Consider the following 18,076-nt stretch of genomic DNA (forward strand, 5'->3'; position numbering starts at 1 on the left):
TTGTAGCCAGCCCACCGAGGGACACCAGCAAGACCTTACTTGGGTTCCGTGACCGCCAGCAATTCCTGGGTGCGGGCATCGACGGCTTCGCGCAATGCCTTCCCGGGCTTGAAATGCGGCACCCGCTTTTCAGGGATGGCCACGCTTTCGCCGGAACGCGGGTTGCGCCCCATGCGGGGCGGGCGCCGGTTGATGGAGAAACTGCCGAAACCCCTGATTTCAATGCGATGGCCGCGCACCAGCGCGTCGCTCATGGCGTCAAGAATCGTCTTGACGGCATATTCGGCGTCGCGGTGCGTCAGCTGGCTGAATCGGGCCGCCAGTTCTTCGACGAGGTCGCTTCGGGTCATGGATCAAGTAGCTGCACAGCGATGCGACCCGCCCCTGGGGGGCGTATCGCACCGCCGCGCGGTTGCCTTACTTTTCGTTGTTGTCCAGCTTGGCGCGCAGCAGGGCGCCCAGGCTGGTCGTGCCGGCGTTTTCGCGGGAAGACTGCTGGCTCAGGTTGGCCATGGCTTCCTGCTGGTCGGCGTTGTCCTTGGCCTTGACCGACAGCTGGATGTTGCGGGTCTTGCGATCCACGTTCACCACGACTGCGGAGACTTCGTCGCCTTCTTTCAGCACGTTGCGAGCGTCTTCGACGCGGTCGCGGCTGATTTCGCTGGCGCGCAGGTAGCCGATGATGTCTTCGCCCAGGTCGATTTCAGCGCCCTTGGCGTCAACGGTCTTGACCTTGCCGGTCACGATCGCACCCTTGTCGTTGATCGACACGAAGGTGGTGAAAGGATCGGAGTCGAGCTGCTTGATGCCCAGGGAGATGCGCTCGCGGTCGACGTCGACGGCCAGCACGATGGCTTCCACTTCCTGGCCCTTTTTGTAGTTGCGAACAGCGGCTTCGCCGGGTTCGTTCCACGAGAGGTCGGACAGGTGCACCAGGCCGTCGATGCCGGCAGCCAGGCCCACGAAGACGCCGAAGTCGGTGATCGACTTGATCGGGCCCTTGACGCGGTCGCCGCGCTTGGTTTCCTGCGCGAATTCCTGCCATGGGTTGGCCTTGCACTGCTTCATGCCCAGGCTGATGCGGCGCTTGTCTTCGTCGATCTCGAGGACCATGACTTCGACTTCGTCGCCCAGGGCCACGAGCTTGCTCGGGGCCACGTTCTTGTTGGTCCAGTCCATTTCGGACACGTGGACCAGGCCTTCGATGCCGGGTTCGAGTTCCACAAACGCGCCGTAGTCGGCGATGTTGGTGATCTTGCCGAACAGGCGCGTGCCTTGCGGGTAGCGGCGGTTCACGCCCATCCATGGGTCGTCGCCCATCTGCTTCAGGCCCAGCGAAACACGGTTCTTTTCGGTGTCGAACTTCAGGATCTTGGCAACGATCTCTTGACCGGCCGTCACCACTTCGCTTGGGTGACGCACGCGGCGCCATGCCATGTCGGTGATGTGCAGCAGGCCGTCGATGCCGCCCAGGTCAACGAAGGCACCGTATTCGGTGATGTTCTTGACGACGCCCTTGACGGCAGTGCCTTCCTTGAGGGTTTCCATCAGCTTGGCGCGCTCTTCGCCCATGCTGGCTTCGACCACGGCGCGGCGGCTCAGCACCACGTTGTTGCGCTTGCGGTCCAGCTTGATGACCTTGAATTCCATGGTCTTGTTCTCGTAGGGAGACAAGTCCTTGATGGGGCGGGTGTCGATGAGCGAGCCGGGCAGGAAGGCGCGGATGCCGTTGACGAGGACGGTGAGGCCGCCCTTGACCTTGCCGCTGGTCTGGCCGGTGACGAATTCGCCGGATTCCAGGGCTTTTTCCAGGCTCATCCACGAAGCCAGGCGCTTGGCCTTGTCGCGGGACAGCAGGGTGTCGCCGTAGCCGTTTTCGACGGAGTCGATGGCCACGGAGACGAAATCGCCGACCTGGACTTCGAGCTCGCCCTGGTCGTTCTTGAATTCTTCGAGGGGGACATAAGCCTCGGATTTGAGTCCGGCATTCACAACGACGTGGTTGTGGTCGATACGAACGACTTCGGCGGTGATGACTTCACCGGTACGCATTTCAGAGCGTTGCAGCGATTCGTTAAATAGGTCGGCAAAAGATTCAGACATGATTTTCCTAGTCCACACAACAGGGTTCCAATAGCGGAATTGCTATTGTTTTTATAGCTGCTTGCGGCGGTGTTTTTGCGGCCAGACGTCTGGTAAGGCCGCGGGTTACGTTGATGAACCTGCTGACCCAAGCGCAGGTTGCGCGTCGGGGGTCAGAAGGGCCGGGTGCCTTGCCACCATTCCAGCACCTGTTCCACCGACTTTTCAATCGACAGATAGGAGTTGTCCAGGGGGCGGGCGTCATCAGCAGGCTTCAAAGGGGCTGCTTTTCGCGACGAATCGCGCGCATCACGTGCCTCTAAATCTTGCTGAATCTCGTCGATTGTAGCCGAATTTCCCTTTGAAATCAACTGCTTATGCCGGCGTTCGGCTCGGTGCAGGGCGCTGGCCGTGAGGAAAACCTTGAGCGGGGCGTCCGGGAAGATGACGGTCCCCATGTCCCGGCCGTCGGCGACCAGCCCAGGCAGCTTGCGAAAGCTGTGCTGAAGCTCCAGCAGGGCGGCGCGAACCTCGGGGTGGGCTGACACGCGTGAGGCGGCCATGCCGGCGGCCTCGGTGCGTATGGCCTCGGACACGTCCTGAGGCCCGAGAAAGATGTGGCCACCCTGAAAACGCACCGGCATGGTGCGCGCCACGCCCGCCACGCCGGGCCCGTCGTCCAGCGAAACGCCGGCCAGCGCCGCGGCATGGGCGCTCAGGCGGTAAAGCGCGCCCGAATCCAGGTAGTGGTAGCCCAGCCGGTGGGCCGCCAGGGCTGCCAGTGTGCCTTTGCCGGAGGCCGTCGGGCCGTCGATGCAGATGACCGGAACGCGGGGCGTGTCGGCCTGGGCCACTTCAAACAGGGCTTCGAAGTAGTCGGGAAAGGTTTTGGCGACGCATTTGGGATCCAGGATGCGCACCGGCAGCTGAGCCGGGTTGAAGGCCGCCAGCGAAAAACACATGGCCACGCGGTGGTCGTCGTAGGTATGGACCGCACCCGTCTTCCACTGGGCGGGCGGAGTGATCCTGAGGTAATCCGGGCCTTCCTCGACCACGGCACCGAATTTCTGCAGTTCGCAGGCCATGGCGGCGATGCGGTCGGTTTCCTTGACGCGCCAGCTCGCGATATTGCGCAGCGTGGTGGTGCCGTCGGCGTACAGGGCCATCACGGCCAGCGTCATGGCGGCGTCCGGAATATGGTTGCAGTCCAGGTCTATGGCCTTGAGCGGCCAGGTGCCGCGCGAAATGCGCAGCGAGTTCGGTGCGCTGTCGACCCGCGCGCCCATCATTTCGGCGGCCTCGATAAAGCGGATGTCACCCTGGATGGAGGCGGCGCCCACACCCTGGATTTCGATTCCGGTGTGTCCCGCAGGTGCCGCCGCGATGGCGCCCAGCGCGATGAAATAGCTGGCCGACGAGGCGTCGCCCTCGACGTGGATGGCGCCCGGCGACCGGTAGCGGCTGCCGGCCGGAATGGTGAAGCGTTCCCAGCCCTCGCGCCTGACGTCTATGCCGAAGCGCTGCAGCAGCTTGAGCGTGATTTCAATGTAGGGCCGGGAGATCAGCTCGCCGACCACTTCGATGCGGATATCCCGCTCGGCGACCAGCGGCAGGGCCATCAGCAGGGCGGTCAGGAACTGGCTGGAGACATCGCCGCGCACCCGTATGGGCTGCTCTAGCCTGAGTTGCCCGGGGCGCAGGCGCAGCGGCGGAAAACCTTCGTTGCCGAGGTAGTCGATGGTGCAGCCCAGTTGCCGGAGCGCGTCGACCAGGTCGCCTATGGGCCTTTCGTGCATGCGCGGCACGCCGGACAGCTCGAACTCCCCGCCCAGCAGGGCCAGCGCGGCCGTCAGTGGCCGCATGGCCGTGCCGGCGTTGCCCATGAAGAGCTTGGCCGGGGTCTGGACGGGCCGCCCGCCCAGCCCGCTGATGACGGCGGTGTTGCCGTCCTGCCGGACCGTGCAGCCGAGCTGCCTGAGCGCGGCCAGCATCACGGCGGTGTCGTCGGAGGCCAGCAGGTCGTGGACCGTGGTCTCGCCGTGGCTCAAGGCGGCCAGCAGCAGGACGCGGTTGGAAATGCTTTTGGAGCCGGGCAGGCGGACGGTGCCGCCCGCGCTGCGCAGGGGCGGAATGTCCAGGAACTCGGTGTCGAACATGGACTGGGGATTATTTGTGCGATTTCTGTGAGGAGATGCGCCAGTTGGCCCGGGTCTCGCTGGCCCGCTCGATCAGCACTTCAAGGACGTCGCCGCTGCTGCTGGAAATCAGCTCCTCGAGCGACTGCAGGGTCTCCTGGAAAATCTTGGACTGGGCCAGCAGTTCTTCGCGATTCGCGATCAGGATGTCGCGCCACATTTTCGGGTCGCTGGCGGCGATGCGCGTGAAGTCCCGAAAGCCCGGGCCGGCCAGCGACATGTATTCCTTGCCATGGTCCTGCCCGGTGATGCCGTTGATCAGGGCGAAGGCGATCAGGTGCGGCAGGTGGCTGACGGCGGCGTAGGCGGCGTCATGGGCCTGGGGGGACATCTTGAGGACATGGCAGCCCAGGGCCGTCCAGACGTCGTTGGCTTTTTGCAGCTGTACCGTGAAGGTGCGCTCTATGGGCGTCAGGATGACCTGCTTGCCGGCGTAGAGGTCCACGTCCGCATGCTCGACCCCGGAGACTTCCTTGCCGGTGATCGGATGGCAGGGCACGAAAGAGCCCACGTTGTCGCGCAGCACGCGCCGGGCGGCGTCCACCACGTCGCGTTTGGTCGAGCCGACGTCCATGATCAGCGTGTTCGGGCCGACCAGGTGGCGTATGGCCTTGAAGGTGGCCTCCGTCGCGGAAACCGGCACGGCCAGCAAAACGATGTCGGCGCCCGAGACCGCCAGCAGCGCCGAGGGCGCTTCCACGTCGATCACGCCCATCTGGCGCGCCCGCTCCGTGGTGGAAGGGGATTTGCTGTAGCCGACGACGCGCTTGACCAGGCCGGCACGTTTGAGCGCCAGCGCGAATGAGCCACCCATCAGGCCGCATCCAATGAGACCTAATTGTTCAAACATGTTGTGGCACCAGGGAGGTTGTGAGTCGTTGCATTAATCGCCGATGGGATAGGTTCCGAGGACCTTGTAAAAGGCGCACAGCCGCTGTAAATCGGCCAGCGCGGCCTTGACATGGTCTTCGGAGGGGTGACCCTGCAGGTCAATATAAAAATAGTATTCCCACTGGCCGGAGCGTGCCGGGCGCGATTCGAAGCGGGTCATGGAGACGCCGTGGGCTTTGAGCGGCATCAGGATGTCGTGGACGGCGCCCGGGCGGTTGGGCACGGACACCACCAGGCTGACGCAATCCTTGCCGGAGGCGGGCGGGGAGGGCAGTGTCTGCGGCAGGCAGACCACGGCAAAACGCGTGCGGTTGAAGGCGTCGTCCTGGATGGCGTGGGCCGCCGTGTAGAGGCCGAACTGGGTGGCCGCCCGGTCGCTGGCGATGCCGGCCCAGGCCGGGTTGGTGGTGGCCAGGCGCGCGCCCTCTGCGTTGCTGGAGGCGGTGCGGCGGTCGGCGTGGGGCAGGTGCGTGGTCAGCCAGCCCTGGCACTGGGCCAGCGCCTGGGGATGGGCGTAGACCGCTTCTATGCCTTCGAGCGACTCCGAGAGCCGCAGCAGGTTGTGGCGCACCATCAGGCTGATCTCGCCGACGATGTGCAGGGGGGAATTGAGGAACAGGTCGAGCGAGCGCGAGACCACGCCTTCGGTGGAGTTTTCCACCGGCACGACGCCGTAGCTGGCGCTGCCGGCCGCCGTCGCGCGAAAGACCTCGTCGATGCTGACGCAGGGAACGTGTTCGATGCTGGCGCCGAAAAACTGCAGCGCCGCCTGCTCGCTGAAGGTGCCGGCGGGGCCCAGGTAGGCCACGCGCACCGGGGATTCCAGGGCCAGGCAGGCCGACATGATTTCGCGCCAGACGGCCGCCACATGCTCGTTCTTGAGCGGTCCCTGGTTGGCCTGCTGGATCTGTTCTATCACCTGGGCAACCCGGTCGGGACGGAAAAACGGCGTGCCTTCGCGCTTTTTGAGCTCCCCGACCTGCTCGGCCACCTGGGCGCGGCGGTTCAGCAGGGAAAGCAGTTCCCTGTCCAGGGCGTCGATCTGGACGCGTAAATCAGCAAGGTTGGCAGTCATATCAGGGGCCGTCCGCCCTCGCCATCTGCACTGGATGCCCCTGGGGGACAGTGAATGTGGCGGGCATGGGGTATTTCGTCCTAGGCGTGTTTTTGTTCGAATTCTCGCATGTACGCCACCAGCGCCTGTACACCGGCCAGCGGCATGGCGTTGTAAATGCTGGCGCGCATGCCACCTACCGACTTGTGGCCCTTGAGCTGAAGCAGGCCGGCCGCCTTGGCGCCGGCCAGGAACGCCTCGTTGCGCGACTCGTCGCGCAGGAAAAAAGGCACGTTCATGCGCGAGCGGCAGTCCTTGCCGACCTTGTTCAGGTAGAACTGCGAGCTGTCGATCGCATCGTAAAGCAGCTGCGCCTTGGCCAGGTTGCGCTTTTCCATGGCCGCGACACCGGCGGCCGAGCCTTCCCGCTGGCGCTTGAGCCACTGAAAGGTCAGGCCCGCGATGTAAATGGCGTAGGTGGGCGGCGTGTTGTACATGGACTGGTTGTCCGCCACCGTCTTGTAGTCGAAGGCGCTGGGGCAGGCCGCCATGGCGTGGCCGAGCAGGTCTTCGCGGATGACCACCAGCGTCACGCCGGCGGGGCCGAGGTTTTTCTGCGCCCCGCCGAAGGCCAGGCCGACGCGCGACCAGTCGACGGACCGGGAGGCCACATGGGACGAAAAATCGATCACCAGGGGTGCGTCGCTTCCCAGGGCCTTGAGGTCCGGCAGGCTCTGGAATTCCACGCCGTTGATGGTTTCATTGGTGCACAGGTGCACATAGGCCGCGTCCGGGCGCAGCTTCCAGCCCGAAGGCGCGGGCAGTTGCGTGTGTCCGTTGTCGGCGTTGCTGGCGGCGACCTGCGCGTCGCAGTACTTGCGCGCTTCCTTTTGCGACTTGTCGCTCCAGCTGCCGGTCACCACAAAATCGGCGGAGCGCCCGCGCGACAGGTTCAGCGGAACGATGGCGTTTTCGGCCAGGCCGCCACCCTGCATGAACAGGATCTTGAAGTGGGCCGGGACGGCCATGAGTTCGCGGAAATCGGCCTCGGCGGCTTCATAGATGGAGATGAACTCCTTGCCGCGGTGGCTCATCTCCATCACGCTCATGCCGCTGCCGTGCCAGTCCAGCATTTCGCCCGCCGCCTGCTGCAAAACCTCCTCGGGCAGGTTCGCGGGGCCGGCGGAAAAATTGAACGGACGGGTCATTTCTTCGCGGGCGGCTTGGCTGCTCCCGGGGCAGGGCTGGTGCCGACGATCTTCACCGCCGTCTCGTCGAACTGCTTGATGCGCGCCACCACGTCGGTGCGCGAGGCCTCGACGAGTTTTTGCACAAAGACGTTACCGAGTTCAGGCGCGGCGGCCTGGTATTTTTTGATGGCGGGGGATTCGAAGAAGGCGGCGAGCTGCTGGAGTTCCTCCAGCGTGAAACGCTCGGCGTAGGCAGGGACCAGCGATTCGGCGCTGACCTTGCCGATCTGCTTGCTGATCAGCTGGCTGGCGTCATCGGCGTACTTCTTGAGTTCGGCGTTGAGGTCTTCCGAGGCCTTTTGCCGCTTGGCCTTGGGAACGTTGGCTTCCAGCTGGGGGCCCCATTTGTTGATCAGGTCCTGGGCCGTGCTGCCGGCCAGCTGGCCCACCAGGCGGTCCAGCTCGGGACCTTGCTGCAGGGCGACCACTTTTTTGGCCAGCTCGATTTTGGGGTCGGTCTGGGCGTGGACGGCCGCGCTGCAGGCCAGGCCGGCGATCGCGAGGGCGGTGATCAGTTTTTTCATCAATTGCTTTCGGTGTTGGAGGCGTCTGTGCCGGTGTCGTTTTCGGTATCGAGGTCGTCCAGCGTGGCATCGTTTTCGACAATGCGCTGCAGGCCGCTCAATTGTGAGCCCTCGTCGAGGCCGATCAGCGTAACACCCTGTGTAGCCCTGCCCATCTCGCGGATTTCGCTGACGCGCGTGCGCACCAGCACGCCCTTGTCGGTGATGAGCATGATCTCGTCGTCGACGTGGACCAGCGTGGCGGCCACGACCTTGCCGTTGCGTTCGCTCTGCTGGATGGCGATCATGCCCTTGGTGCCGCGGCCGTGGCGCGTGTATTCGGTAATGGAGGTGCGTTTGCCGAAGCCGTTCTGGGTGGCCGTCAGCACGCTTTGCTGCTCGTCCTCGGCCACCAGCATGGCGATCACGCCCTGGCCGTCTTCCAGCGTCATGCCGCGTACGCCGCGGGCGTTGCGGCCCATGGGGCGCACGTCGTTTTCGTCAAAGCGCACGGCCTTGCCGCCGTCGCTGAACAGCATCACGTCGTGTTTGCCGTCGGTCAGGGACGCGCCTATCAGGTAGTCGCCCGGGTCCAGGTCCACGGCGATGATGCCGGCCTTGCGCGGGTTGCTGAATTCGTCGAGGGCCGTCTTCTTCACGGTGCCCATGGAGGTGGCCATGAAGACGTACTGGTCGGCCGGGAAGCTGCGCTTGTCGCCCGTCAGCGGCAGGACCACGGTGATTTTTTCGCCTTCCTGCAGCGGGAACATGTTGACGATGGGCCGGCCGCGCGAGCCGCGCGACCCGGCGGGAACCTCCCAGACCTTGAGCCAGTAGAGCCGGCCCCGGTTGGAGAAGCACAGGATGTAGTCGTGCGTGTTGGCGATGAAGAGCTGGTCGACCCAGTCGTCATCTTTGGTGGCGGTGGCCTGCTTGCCGCGGCCTCCGCGTTTTTGCGCCCGGTATTCTGACAGCGGCTGGCTCTTGATGTAGCCGGTGTGCGAGAGCGTCACCACCATATCGGTCGGCGTGATCAGGTCTTCGGTGCTGAGGTCGAAGGAGCTGTGCTCGATATGGCTGCGCCGCGCGCCCAGCTTGGTCTGGCCGAACTCCAGCTTGATGGCGGAGAGTTCCTCGCCGATGATGATGGAGACGCGCTCGGGCTTGGCCAGGATGTCGAGCAGGTCGTCGATCTCGGCCATGACTTCCTTGTATTCGGCCACGATCTTGTCCTGCTCCAGGCCGGTCAGGCGCTGCAGGCGCATCTGCAGGATTTCCTGGGCCTGGGTTTCCGACAGGCGGTAGAGGCCGTCGTTGCCCATGCCGAACATTTTTTCAAGGCCGTCGGGGCGGTAGTCGTCGGCGTTGACGATGCCGCCGTCGGCGCGCGTGCGGGTGAGCATTTCGCGCACCAGGCTGCTGTCCCAGGGGCGCAGCATCAGCTCGGCCTTGGCCACCGGCGGCGTGGGCGCGTTGCGGATGATGGCGATGAAGTCATCGATGTTGGCCAGGGCCACGGCCAGGCCCTCCAGCACGTGGCCGCGTTCGCGCGCCTTGCGCAGCGTGTACACGGTGCGGCGCGTCACCACTTCGCGGCGGTGCGAGAGGAAAACCTGGATCAGGTCCTTCAGGTTGCACAGCTTGGGCTGGCCGTTGACCAGCGCCACCATGTTGATGCCGAAGGTGTCCTGCAGCTGGGTCTGCTTGTACAGGTTGTTCAGCACCACCTCGGGCACTTCGCCGCGCTTGAGCTCGATGACCAGGCGCATGCCGGACTTGTCGCTTTCGTCCTGGATGTGGCTGATGCCCTCGATCTTTTTCTCATGCACCAGCTCGGCCATGCGCTCCTGCAGCGTCTTTTTGTTGACCTGGTAGGGCAGCTCGTCGACGATGATGGACTGGCGCTGGCCCTTGTCGATGTCCTCGAAGTGGCATTTGGCGCGCATCACCACCTTGCCGCGGCCGGTGCGGTAGCCGTCCTTGACGCCGTTGATGCCGTAAATAATGCCGCCCGTGGGGAAGTCGGGCGCCGGCACGATTTCCATCAATTCGTCGATGGAAGCCTCCGGGTTTTTCAGCATGTGCAGGCAGGCGTCGACCACTTCGTTGAGGTTGTGGGGGGGGATATTGGTCGCCATGCCCACCGCGATGCCGCCCGATCCGTTGACCAGCAGGTTGGGCAGCCGGGTCGGAACGACCAGGGGCTCCTGTTCGCTGCCGTCGTAGTTGGGGCCGAAATCGACGGTTTCCTTGTCCAGGTCGGCCAGCAATTCATGGGCGATTTTCGACAGGCGGATTTCCGTATACCGCATAGCGGCCGCGTTGTCACCATCCACGGAGCCGAAATTTCCCTGGCCGTCGACCAGCAGGTGGCGCAGGGAGAAGTCCTGGGCCATGCGAACAATGGTGTCGTAGACCGACTGGTCTCCGTGGGGGTGGTATTTACCGATCACGTCGCCGACGATACGGGCCGACTTCTTGTAGGGGCGGTTCCAGTCGTTGTTCAGCTCGTGCATGGCGTACAGAACGCGCCTGTGCACGGGTTTGAGGCCGTCCCTGGCATCGGGGAGGGCCCGGCCGACGATCACGCTCATGGCGTAATCGAGATAGCTGCGCCGCATTTCCTCTTCAAGACTGATGGGCAGGGTTTCTTTAGCGAACTGGGTCATGAGCGGCCTGGTTGGGATTTCGAGATTCTTGAGGAAAGCCAGCGATTTTAAGGCTTGAGTTTATAGCGGCCACTTGTGGCGGGGCAGCAACAAATGCTCAAGAATCTTAAGTCTGTGTCAGACGAAGCCGATAGCGTGCTTGAAGGTTGGGGCAGGTGTGGCACAATCGATGTAACGCTTTGAGTGATGGTCACTCACGGCGTGTAAATTACTAATCGCAGCAAGTCTGCGGCTTTTCTCTAGAGGAGAACCATGAAGAAACTCAACAAAGTGGCAATGTTGTTTGCTTCCGCAGCGCTTGTTACCGCCGCTGGTGCACAAACGATCGACAACTGGAAAAACGGCAACAACGAACTGGTCTGGAAAAACGGCACCAACGAACTGTGCTGGCGTGATGCCAACTGGACGCCTGCTACCGCAGCGCCTGGTTGCGATGGCGCAATTGCCCCTGCGATGGCTCCTGTTGCTCCTCCGGTTGCTGGCCAACCTGTGCAGCCTACTCCTACCCCAACGACTCCTCCTCCTGCCGCAACGAAAGTTACCTACGCTGCTGACGCTTTCTTTGACTTCAACAAGTCTGTGATCAAGCCAGAAGGCAAAGCCAAGCTGGATGACCTGGTCGGCAAGATCAAGGACATCAACCTGGAAGTCATCATCGCCGTGGGTCACACCGACTCCGTCGGTAGCGATGCTTACAACCAGAAGCTGTCGGTCCGCCGTTCGGAAGCCGTCAAGGCATATCTCGTGTCCAAGGGCATCGAGAAAAACCGCGTCTACACTGAAGGCAAGGGCGAGAAACAGCCAGTTGCTGACAACAAGACCGCCGAAGGCCGCGCCAAGAACCGCCGCGTCGAAATCGAAGTGGTTGGTACCCGCGCCAACAAGTAATCCTCAGGGATCGCTTCAAAAACCGCGCCTAGGCGCGGTTTTTTTATGCCTCAACGATAATGCCTCATGTCTACAAGCGATAACTTCGATCCCGCCGAGCTGGCCAAATTCTCCGACCTGGCCCACCGGTGGTGGGACACTGAAAGCGAGTTCCGCCCCCTGCACCAGATCAACCCCTTGCGCCTGGGCTGGATTGAGGGCCAGGTTCCGCTCAAAGGTTTGCGCGTGCTGGACGTGGGCTGCGGCGGCGGCATTCTGGCCGACTCCATGGCCCGTAAAGGCGCCGAGGTCCTGGGCATAGACCTGGCCACCAAGGCGCTCAAAGTCGCCCAGCTCCATGCGCTGGAAGCCCAGACGGAAGGGGTGCAATACCGCGAAATCAGCGCCGAAGCGCTGGCGGCCGAGCAACCGGGCAGCTTTGATGTCGTCACCTGCATGGAAATGCTGGAGCACGTGCCCGACCCCTCGTCCATCGTCAAAGCCTGCGCGGCGCTGGTCAAACCCGGCGGGCATGTATTTTTTTCCACCATCAACCGCAACGCCAAAGCCTTTTTGTTCGCCATCGTGGGCGCGGAGTATGTGCTGAACATGCTGCCCCGTGGCACCCACGAGTACGCCAAGCTGGTCAAGCCCAGCGAGCTGGCCGGCTACTGCCGGGCCTCGGGACTCTCCCTGCAGGAGACCCGCGGCATGGAGTACAACCCGCTGACGCGCCATTACTGGCTCAGCGCCGACACCAGCGTCAATTACCTGTTCGCCACCCAAAAGAGCTGAAACCCCCGCGCTTCGCCTCAATTCACACCCGATATGTTCAAAGACATTGCTGCCGTGCTGTTCGACCTGGACGGCACCCTGATAGACAGCGCGCCCGACCTGGGCGCCGCGGCTGACAAAATGCGCACTGACCGGGGGCTGGCATCGCTTCCGCTGGCGCTGTACCGCCCCATGGCGGGCGCGGGTGCGCGCGGCATGATTGCAGTGGCCTTTGGTCTTACACCGGACGATGCCCGCTTTCCCGAGCTCAAGGAAGAGTTTTTCCGCAACTACGAGTCGCGCATGACGGAGCGCACCACGGTGTTTGACGGCGTGGCCGAATTGATCGCCCGGATCGGCCAGGCCGGCTTCAAATGGGGTGTGGTGACCAACAAGTCCGCCCGTTTTACCGTCCCGCTGACCAAGGCCATGCCGCTGTTCGACACCGCCCAGGCCATTGTGAGCGGCGACACCACACCACATTCCAAACCGCACCCGGCGCCCTTGCTCGAGGCGGCGCGCCAGCTCGACGTGGCGCCCGGCCGCTGTATTTATGTGGGTGACGATGAGCGCGACATCGTCGCGGGCCGCGCCGCAGGCATGCCCACGGTGGCCGCCGCCTACGGCTACCTTGGCAAAACCGCCGACACCGAAGGCTGGAAAGCCGATGCGACCATCGCCGCACCCGGCGCCCTCTTGAATTTGCTGCGGATGGCGTAAACTAGGCCTCCTGGGGCTGCATTGGTTTCGACGTGGGTTCGGACGCGGTGTGGTGCATGTCGAGCTGAGTGTGCTCGTAAAACAGATTCAAACAAACTAACTGCAAACGACGAACGTTTCGCACTCGCTGCTTAATTGCCAGTGAGCTTTACAACAGCAGGCCGATGGGCTGGGCAAGGGGTGTTTAGCGCAAGTTAAACGCTCCCGGCTGTAAAGATAATTTCATCGGCTGGCTCCGGGCTGGGTACCTTAACCCGGGGCGAGAAAATAGGGTGCTGGCGTCCTGTGTAGCGTGCGACTGCGCGACACAGGTGGCGAGACCCAAATCAGACCGCTAAACATGTAGATCTGCCCGAACAAGGCTTGCGGACGGGGGTTCAAATCCCCCCAGCTCCACCACCATAACGACCAAGGCCGTTTACTGAAATTCAGTAAGCGGCCTTTTTTTTGCGGGTGTGTCTCGATAACCGTGCAGTGCACCGGCCAACGCAAATCCTCCCCAGTTCGGAAAACCCGAATTGCCGAATTTAGTTGATGACAATGCTGCGCTTTACAGCGCTATTTGTAACTTCGGATTGAGCACCCGCATATCGCTTCCTCCTGCAATTGGAGGAGAGGATTTGATCCGCTTTGCGATATTTTTTCTGGCGCCGGTGCGGACAGGATATTTCAATTAACATTTCGTCGCACTTGCGGTGAAGAGGCTACAAATTGGCGCGCCGAATGCAGAGGGACTCGAGCGAACGATAACGAATGGAAGTGCGAGAGCACGCAACAAAATGCACGCTGACCTGGCTTTGAAAATGATGTCCGACCTTTTCTGGATGGGCTTCCTGGTGTGCCTGCCGGTTCTCGGATTCACGATGCTCACCGGCCTGCTGATCAGCATTGTCCAGGTGGTGACCCAGGTGCAGGAGATGTCGCTGACGTTTGTGCCCAAGCTGATGACCGCCGGCATCGCGCTTGTTGTGTTCGGACCCTGGATGCTGCGCAAGCTCAGCGCTTACTTTACCCAGCTGTGGGCAGGCATTCCTGCCATGTTCTAACCCGGATCGCCAAGCGTGATTGCTGAACTTGGAGCCGGTTGGTCCTGGGCTTCCCAGAAATGGGCCTTGCCGCCCCTGGAGGCGGTGATCCTGCTTTCGATACGGGTTGCCGGTGTCTTTATCCTGACTCCGGTTTTCTACGCGATGCCGATCCCGACGACGGTGCGGGTGCTGATGCTGCTGTCGCTGTCGTTCATCGTGGCGCTGGGCTTTGCGCCGGCGGCAGGCGGCCAGGCCGTTGATCACGCTTCGATGTTCACTTCCGCCCTGGCGGAGCTTGCCTTGGGCGCGACGCTCGGTCTCGGGGTGCTGCTGGCGTTCGCGGCCTTTGACGTCGCCGGGCGGCTTCTTGATATCCAGATCGGGTTCGGCATCGCGCAGGTGTTTGACCCCGTCACCCGGCGGCAGGTGCCTGTGCTGACCTCCGCCTTCAACACCTTTGCCGTCCTGCTGTTTTTCCTGCTGGCCGGCCACCATGCCCTGCTGCGGGGCATCGCATTCAGCGTCGAGCGCTTTCCGGTGGCGTCCCAATGGTCGGCGGCCTACGGCCTGCCCGCCATGTTCACGCAAGTGAGCGCTTTGTTCACGCTGGGATTCGCCTTGGTGGCGCCCGTCGTCTTTTGCCTTTTTATGGTTGAGATGGCGCTCGGCGTGGTTGCGCGAAACCTGCCCCAGATGAATATGTTCGCCATCGGCATCCCCGTAAAGATCATTGTCGGGCTGGTCACGCTGTCCCTGTGGTTTGCCGGCATAGGCGGTGTCATGACGCGGGTCTACCGGGGGATTTACACCACCTGGGACTCCGTGCTGTCCAGGGAGGCCTCACTGACCACGCTTGCGCCCGGAGCCGTCCATGGCCGATGAGCAAGACCTTGACCGCAATGAGGCGGCGACCCCCCACAAACTCCTCAAAGCGCAGGAAAAAGGGCAGGTCGCCAAAAGCGCGGAAGTCATTTCGGCGCTGGTGTGGACGGTGGCCGCCGCCTACCTGACCTGGAAGGGCTGGGACAGCGTCAGGGCGCAGTTCATCTTCGACCAGAGCCTGTTGTTCCGCATGGCCGGGCTGGATCCCGATGGCGGGGCGCTTTGGCCGCTGGCATCCCGGATGGCCGTGGGGGCGATGAGCCAGCTGCTGCCTTTTTTCGCCACCATCATGCTGGCTGCGGTGCTTGCCAACCTGGTGCAGACCGGCCCGATGTTCACGACGGAGCCTATCAAGGCGGATTTCGACAGGCTCAATCCGGTCAACGGCTTCAAGAAAGTGTTTTCGATGCGAACCCTGTTCGACGCGGCCAGGGCTTGCGTCAAGCTGGTTCTTCTTGCCGGTGTCTCCTACTTCGCGCTGAAAAGCCTGGCCCCGCATTTTTTCGGAGTGGCCAGCCTTTCGCCCCTGGCATACCTGCGCACCTTGCTGCAGGACACGGCATCGCTGAGCATGAAGATGGCCTTGATCCTGGCGATGATCGCCGCGGTGGACTGGATGTACACGCGGCGCGAATTCTCCAAAAAAATGAAGATGAGCCGCAGGGAACTCAAGGATGAGTCGAAAAGCCGGGAAGGCGATCCCCGCATCCGTGCGCGGCTCAGGGAGTTGCGCCGGGAAGCCCTGAAGCGGACATTGACGGTGCGCAACACCAAAGATGCCGATGTGCTGTTGACCAACCCGACGCATGTGGCGGTAGCCCTGCGTTACCGGCATGGGGAAATGTCGTCTCCGCAAATGGTGGCCAAAGGCGCGGGCAAGGTCGCGGGGGCGATGAGAAAAATAGCGAGCGAAAACAACATCCCCATCGTGCAAAACCCCGCGCTGGCCCGCAGGCTTTTTCGCGAGCTCGCCGTGGAGCAGCATGTGCCCCAGGCCATGTATGCCGAGGTCGCCCGGATCATTGTCTGGGTCTTCGCCATGCGCGAACGCCGGCAAGGGATGGCCGCGGCGTGAAGGCCCTGCAGGATTTCCTGGCCAAGCACAGCGACATCGCCATGGTGCTGCTGGTGCTGGGCGTCCTGGTGGTGCTGTTTGCGCCTATCCCCAGCCCCTTGCTGGATTTCCTGATCCTGTTGAATTTCAGCTTTGCGTTCTTGATCCTGATGCTGACCTTCTATATGGCGCGGCCTGTCGAATTTTCGACCTTCCCCTCCTTGCTGCTGATCGCCACCTTGTTCCGGCTTTCGCTGAATGTCGCCGCCACCCGCCTGATCCTCTCGGACGGCGACGCCGGCCGGGTGATCGCTGCCGTGGGTTCCTATGTCGTCGGAGGGAACTACGTCATCGGCCTGATCATTTTCCTGATCCTGATCGTGGTCCAGTACGTCGTGATCACCAGCGGCGCCCAGCGCGTCTCCGAAGTGGCCGCCCGGTTCACGCTGGACAGCATGCCCGGCGCGCAGATGAGCGTGGACGCGGACCTGAACATGGGCTTCATCGACCAGGCCGAAGCACAGCGCCGCCGCAAGAATATCGAGAAAGAGGCGGCCTTTTACGGCGCGATGGACGGCGCGAGCAAGTTCGTCAAGGGCGATGCGATCGCGGGCATCCTGATACTGCTCATCAACATCGTGGGCGGCTTGCTGATCGGCATCATGCAGCGCGGCCTGCCATGGGGTGATGCGCTCAAGACCTACACCCTGCTGACCATAGGCGACGGAATCGTGACCCAGGTACCGGCCTTGGTCATCGCATTGGGGACCGGCATCATCGTCACCCGGTCGGCCTCGGATGCCCACCTGAGCAAAGAGGCCTTGCGGCAGATCACCTCCTTCCCCAAAACGCTGCTGCTGGTGGCCGCGGCCCTGGCCGGCCTGCTGATGCTGCCCGGCATTCCGGCGATTCCCACACTCGTGCTGCTCGGCCTTGCGGGGCTGGCCGCCTGGATGGCGTATCGCGGCTCACGTGCCGGTACCGCCGCCGCGCCGCAGGAAGCGGGCCCCGACGGCAAGCCGGACCAGGCCGGCGACGCGGGCGGCAAGGACGACCCCTATGCGCACCTCGCGGTGGAGCCCATAGAAGTCCAGGTGGGCTCCCGCTGGGTGCCGCTGGTGAACGAAAAGGGCGGCTCTTTCCTCGAGAGAATCGCCGCCTTCCGCCAGCAGCATGCGCAGGAGCTCGGGCTGGTCCTGCCGCGCATACGCTTCAAGGACGCGCCCCGCCTCGGGCCGGACCGCTATGAGATCTACCTTGACGGCGCCCTGAGCGCCAGGGGCGAGGTTCGCGCCGACCGGCTGCTTGCCATCCACCCCCAGGGTGACGTGACGGCCATTCCAGGGGAGGTCACCAAGGATCCCACCTATGGCCTGCCCGCCATCTGGATAGAGGAGTCCCAGCGGGATGCCGCGACCCGCGCGCGCTTCACGCTGGTCGATGCCTCCAGTGTGTTCATGACGCACCTGACGGAGGTCTTGCGGCGCGAATCCGCCACCTTGCTGACCCGTGCCGAGACCGACCGCCTGCTGGCCCGGGTGCGGCAGAACCAGCCCGGCCTGGTGGAAGAGCTTGTGCCGACGGTTCTTTCGATCAGCGACGTGCAAAAGGTGCTGCAGAACCTGCTCAGGGAAAAGGTTTCGATACGGCACATGGAGGCGATCCTGGAGACCCTGGCGGACGCCGGGCGGCAATCCAAGGAAACCGGCTACCTGACCGAGGTGGTGCGCCACCGGCTGGGCTCCGCGATATGCCAGGGTTTGCTGGGAGAGGCCAACGCGCTGCATGTGCTCACACTGGATCCGGCCATTGAAAGCCGGTTCATCCAGAGCGTGCAGAACTCTCGCGCCGAGGGTTCCGGCCAGGCCGCCGGCCAATTTGTCCTGGAGCCGCAAATGGCCGAGAAATTTATCGGCAAGCTGGTGCAGCAGGCGGAAAAGATGATGAAGAGCAACCTGCTGCCGGTGCTGCTGTGTTCTCCCGAACTGCGCAGGCACGTGCGCGCCTTGTCCGAGCGTGTGATGCCGCACCTGCGTGTGCTGTCCATGGCCGAGATCCCGCACAACATCGAACTCAAGTCCTACGGTGTGGTGAGTTTTTAAGCAAT

15 protein-coding genes and 1 other RNA gene are annotated in these 18,076 nt (G+C 63.0%); 8 read left to right on the forward strand and 8 right to left on the reverse strand.

What is annotated here, in order from left to right; genetic code table 11:
* Positions 1-35: 35 nt before the first annotated feature.
* From AC1D09_RS05345 to gyrA, 8 genes are all read right to left on the reverse strand, one after another.
* Positions 36-350 carry an integration host factor subunit beta gene (locus tag AC1D09_RS05345; protein WP_007869491.1) on the reverse strand — a complete coding sequence of 105 codons (315 nt, stop codon included), beginning with the start codon at positions 348-350 and terminating at the stop codon, positions 36-38.
* A 67-nt stretch (positions 351-417) separates the two neighbouring features.
* Complete coding sequence (gene rpsA, locus AC1D09_RS05350; RefSeq protein ID WP_007869489.1) at positions 418-2,103, reverse strand: 30S ribosomal protein S1; 1,686 nt, start codon at positions 2,101-2,103, stop codon at positions 418-420.
* A gap of 152 nt (positions 2,104-2,255) precedes the next feature.
* Positions 2,256-4,238, reverse strand: coding sequence for a bifunctional 3-phosphoshikimate 1-carboxyvinyltransferase/cytidylate kinase (locus AC1D09_RS05355; RefSeq protein WP_477660757.1), 1,983 nt, complete (start codon positions 4,236-4,238; stop codon positions 2,256-2,258).
* Between the two features lie 10 nt (positions 4,239-4,248).
* Positions 4,249-5,127 carry a prephenate dehydrogenase gene (locus AC1D09_RS05360; protein WP_477660758.1) on the reverse strand — a complete coding sequence of 293 codons (879 nt, stop codon included), beginning with the start codon at positions 5,125-5,127 and terminating at the stop codon, positions 4,249-4,251.
* Positions 5,128-5,160: 33 nt separating this feature from the next.
* The gene (gene pheA / locus AC1D09_RS05365; protein WP_074575566.1) at positions 5,161-6,243 is read right to left on the reverse strand and encodes a prephenate dehydratase; all 1,083 of its coding nucleotides are present in this window, start codon (positions 6,241-6,243) and stop codon (positions 5,161-5,163) included.
* An 80-nt stretch (positions 6,244-6,323) separates the two neighbouring features.
* Positions 6,324-7,430 (reverse strand): 3-phosphoserine/phosphohydroxythreonine transaminase, encoded by a 1,107-nt coding sequence (gene serC / locus AC1D09_RS05370; protein ID WP_477660759.1) that lies wholly within the window; start codon positions 7,428-7,430, stop codon positions 6,324-6,326.
* The gene (locus AC1D09_RS05375) at positions 7,427-7,996 is read right to left on the reverse strand and encodes a DUF2059 domain-containing protein (protein ID WP_477660760.1); all 570 of its coding nucleotides are present in this window, start codon (positions 7,994-7,996) and stop codon (positions 7,427-7,429) included. Before AC1D09_RS05375 ends, serC begins: the two co-directional genes overlap by 4 nt.
* Positions 7,996-10,644 carry a DNA gyrase subunit A gene (gyrA, locus tag AC1D09_RS05380; protein WP_477660761.1) on the reverse strand — a complete coding sequence of 883 codons (2,649 nt, stop codon included), beginning with the start codon at positions 10,642-10,644 and terminating at the stop codon, positions 7,996-7,998. Before gyrA ends, AC1D09_RS05375 begins: the two co-directional genes overlap by 1 nt.
* Positions 10,645-10,896: 252 nt before the next feature.
* On the opposite strand from gyrA, the gene ompA reads away from it, so the two are divergent.
* The 8 genes from ompA (at position 10,897) to flhA (ending at position 18,071) form a co-directional block, all read left to right on the forward strand.
* Entirely contained in the window at positions 10,897-11,532 is a 636-nt protein-coding gene (gene ompA, locus AC1D09_RS05385; protein ID WP_477660762.1) for an outer membrane protein OmpA, read from the forward strand.
* 66 nt (positions 11,533-11,598) lie between these two features.
* Positions 11,599-12,306, forward strand: a complete 708-nt coding sequence (gene ubiG, locus AC1D09_RS05390; protein WP_477660763.1) for a bifunctional 2-polyprenyl-6-hydroxyphenol methylase/3-demethylubiquinol 3-O-methyltransferase UbiG — start codon at positions 11,599-11,601, stop codon at positions 12,304-12,306.
* Between the two features lie 33 nt (positions 12,307-12,339).
* A complete protein-coding gene (gene gph, locus AC1D09_RS05395) occupies positions 12,340-13,005 on the forward strand; it encodes a phosphoglycolate phosphatase (protein ID WP_477660764.1) in 666 nt (221 codons plus the stop codon).
* A 12-nt stretch (positions 13,006-13,017) separates the two neighbouring features.
* Positions 13,018-13,404, forward strand: a transfer-messenger RNA (tmRNA) gene (ssrA, locus tag AC1D09_RS05400).
* Between the two features lie 404 nt (positions 13,405-13,808).
* Positions 13,809-14,051 (forward strand): flagellar biosynthetic protein FliQ, encoded by a 243-nt coding sequence (locus AC1D09_RS05405; RefSeq protein WP_477660765.1) that lies wholly within the window; start codon positions 13,809-13,811, stop codon positions 14,049-14,051.
* A gap of 15 nt (positions 14,052-14,066) precedes the next feature.
* On the forward strand, positions 14,067-14,915 hold the full coding sequence (locus AC1D09_RS05410; protein ID WP_477660766.1) for a flagellar biosynthetic protein FliR: 849 nt from the start codon (positions 14,067-14,069) through the stop codon (positions 14,913-14,915).
* Positions 14,905-15,990: an EscU/YscU/HrcU family type III secretion system export apparatus switch protein gene (locus AC1D09_RS05415; protein ID WP_477660767.1), complete on the forward strand. Its 1,086-nt coding sequence runs from the start codon at positions 14,905-14,907 to the stop codon at positions 15,988-15,990. Before AC1D09_RS05410 ends, AC1D09_RS05415 begins: the two co-directional genes overlap by 11 nt.
* Positions 15,987-18,071 (forward strand): flagellar biosynthesis protein FlhA, encoded by a 2,085-nt coding sequence (gene flhA, locus AC1D09_RS05420; protein ID WP_477660768.1) that lies wholly within the window; start codon positions 15,987-15,989, stop codon positions 18,069-18,071. The genes AC1D09_RS05415 and flhA overlap by 4 nt, the downstream gene beginning before the upstream one ends.
* Positions 18,072-18,076: the final 5 nt, after the last annotated feature.

It is taken from the genome of Polaromonas sp. P1_A2 (genome assembly GCF_056406895.1).

Excerpts from the sequence above, each read along its gene's own strand:
- serC (WP_477660759.1), bottom strand. The coding sequence starts at position 7,430 with ATGACCCGTCCGTTCAATTTTTCCGCCGGCCCCGCGAACCTGCCCGAG.
- ompA (WP_477660762.1), top strand. The coding sequence starts at position 10,897 with ATGAAGAAACTCAACAAAGTGGCAATGTTGTTTGCTTCCGCAGCGCTT.
- gph (WP_477660764.1), top strand. The coding sequence starts at position 12,340 with ATGTTCAAAGACATTGCTGCCGTGCTGTTCGACCTGGACGGCACCCTG.
- AC1D09_RS05355 (WP_477660757.1), bottom strand. The coding sequence starts at position 4,238 with ATGTTCGACACCGAGTTCCTGGACATTCCGCCCCTGCGCAGCGCGGGC.
- pheA (WP_074575566.1), bottom strand. The coding sequence starts at position 6,243 with ATGACTGCCAACCTTGCTGATTTACGCGTCCAGATCGACGCCCTGGAC.
- gyrA (WP_477660761.1), bottom strand. The coding sequence starts at position 10,644 with ATGACCCAGTTCGCTAAAGAAACCCTGCCCATCAGTCTTGAAGAGGAA.
- AC1D09_RS05405 (WP_477660765.1), top strand. The coding sequence starts at position 13,809 with ATGATGTCCGACCTTTTCTGGATGGGCTTCCTGGTGTGCCTGCCGGTT.
- ubiG (WP_477660763.1), top strand. The coding sequence starts at position 11,599 with ATGTCTACAAGCGATAACTTCGATCCCGCCGAGCTGGCCAAATTCTCC.
- rpsA (WP_007869489.1), bottom strand. The coding sequence starts at position 2,103 with ATGTCTGAATCTTTTGCCGACCTATTTAACGAATCGCTGCAACGCTCT.
- AC1D09_RS05345 (WP_007869491.1), bottom strand. The coding sequence starts at position 350 with ATGACCCGAAGCGACCTCGTCGAAGAACTGGCGGCCCGATTCAGCCAG.
- AC1D09_RS05415 (WP_477660767.1), top strand. The coding sequence starts at position 14,905 with ATGGCCGATGAGCAAGACCTTGACCGCAATGAGGCGGCGACCCCCCAC.
- AC1D09_RS05375 (WP_477660760.1), bottom strand. The coding sequence starts at position 7,996 with ATGAAAAAACTGATCACCGCCCTCGCGATCGCCGGCCTGGCCTGCAGC.
- AC1D09_RS05360 (WP_477660758.1), bottom strand. The coding sequence starts at position 5,127 with ATGTTTGAACAATTAGGTCTCATTGGATGCGGCCTGATGGGTGGCTCA.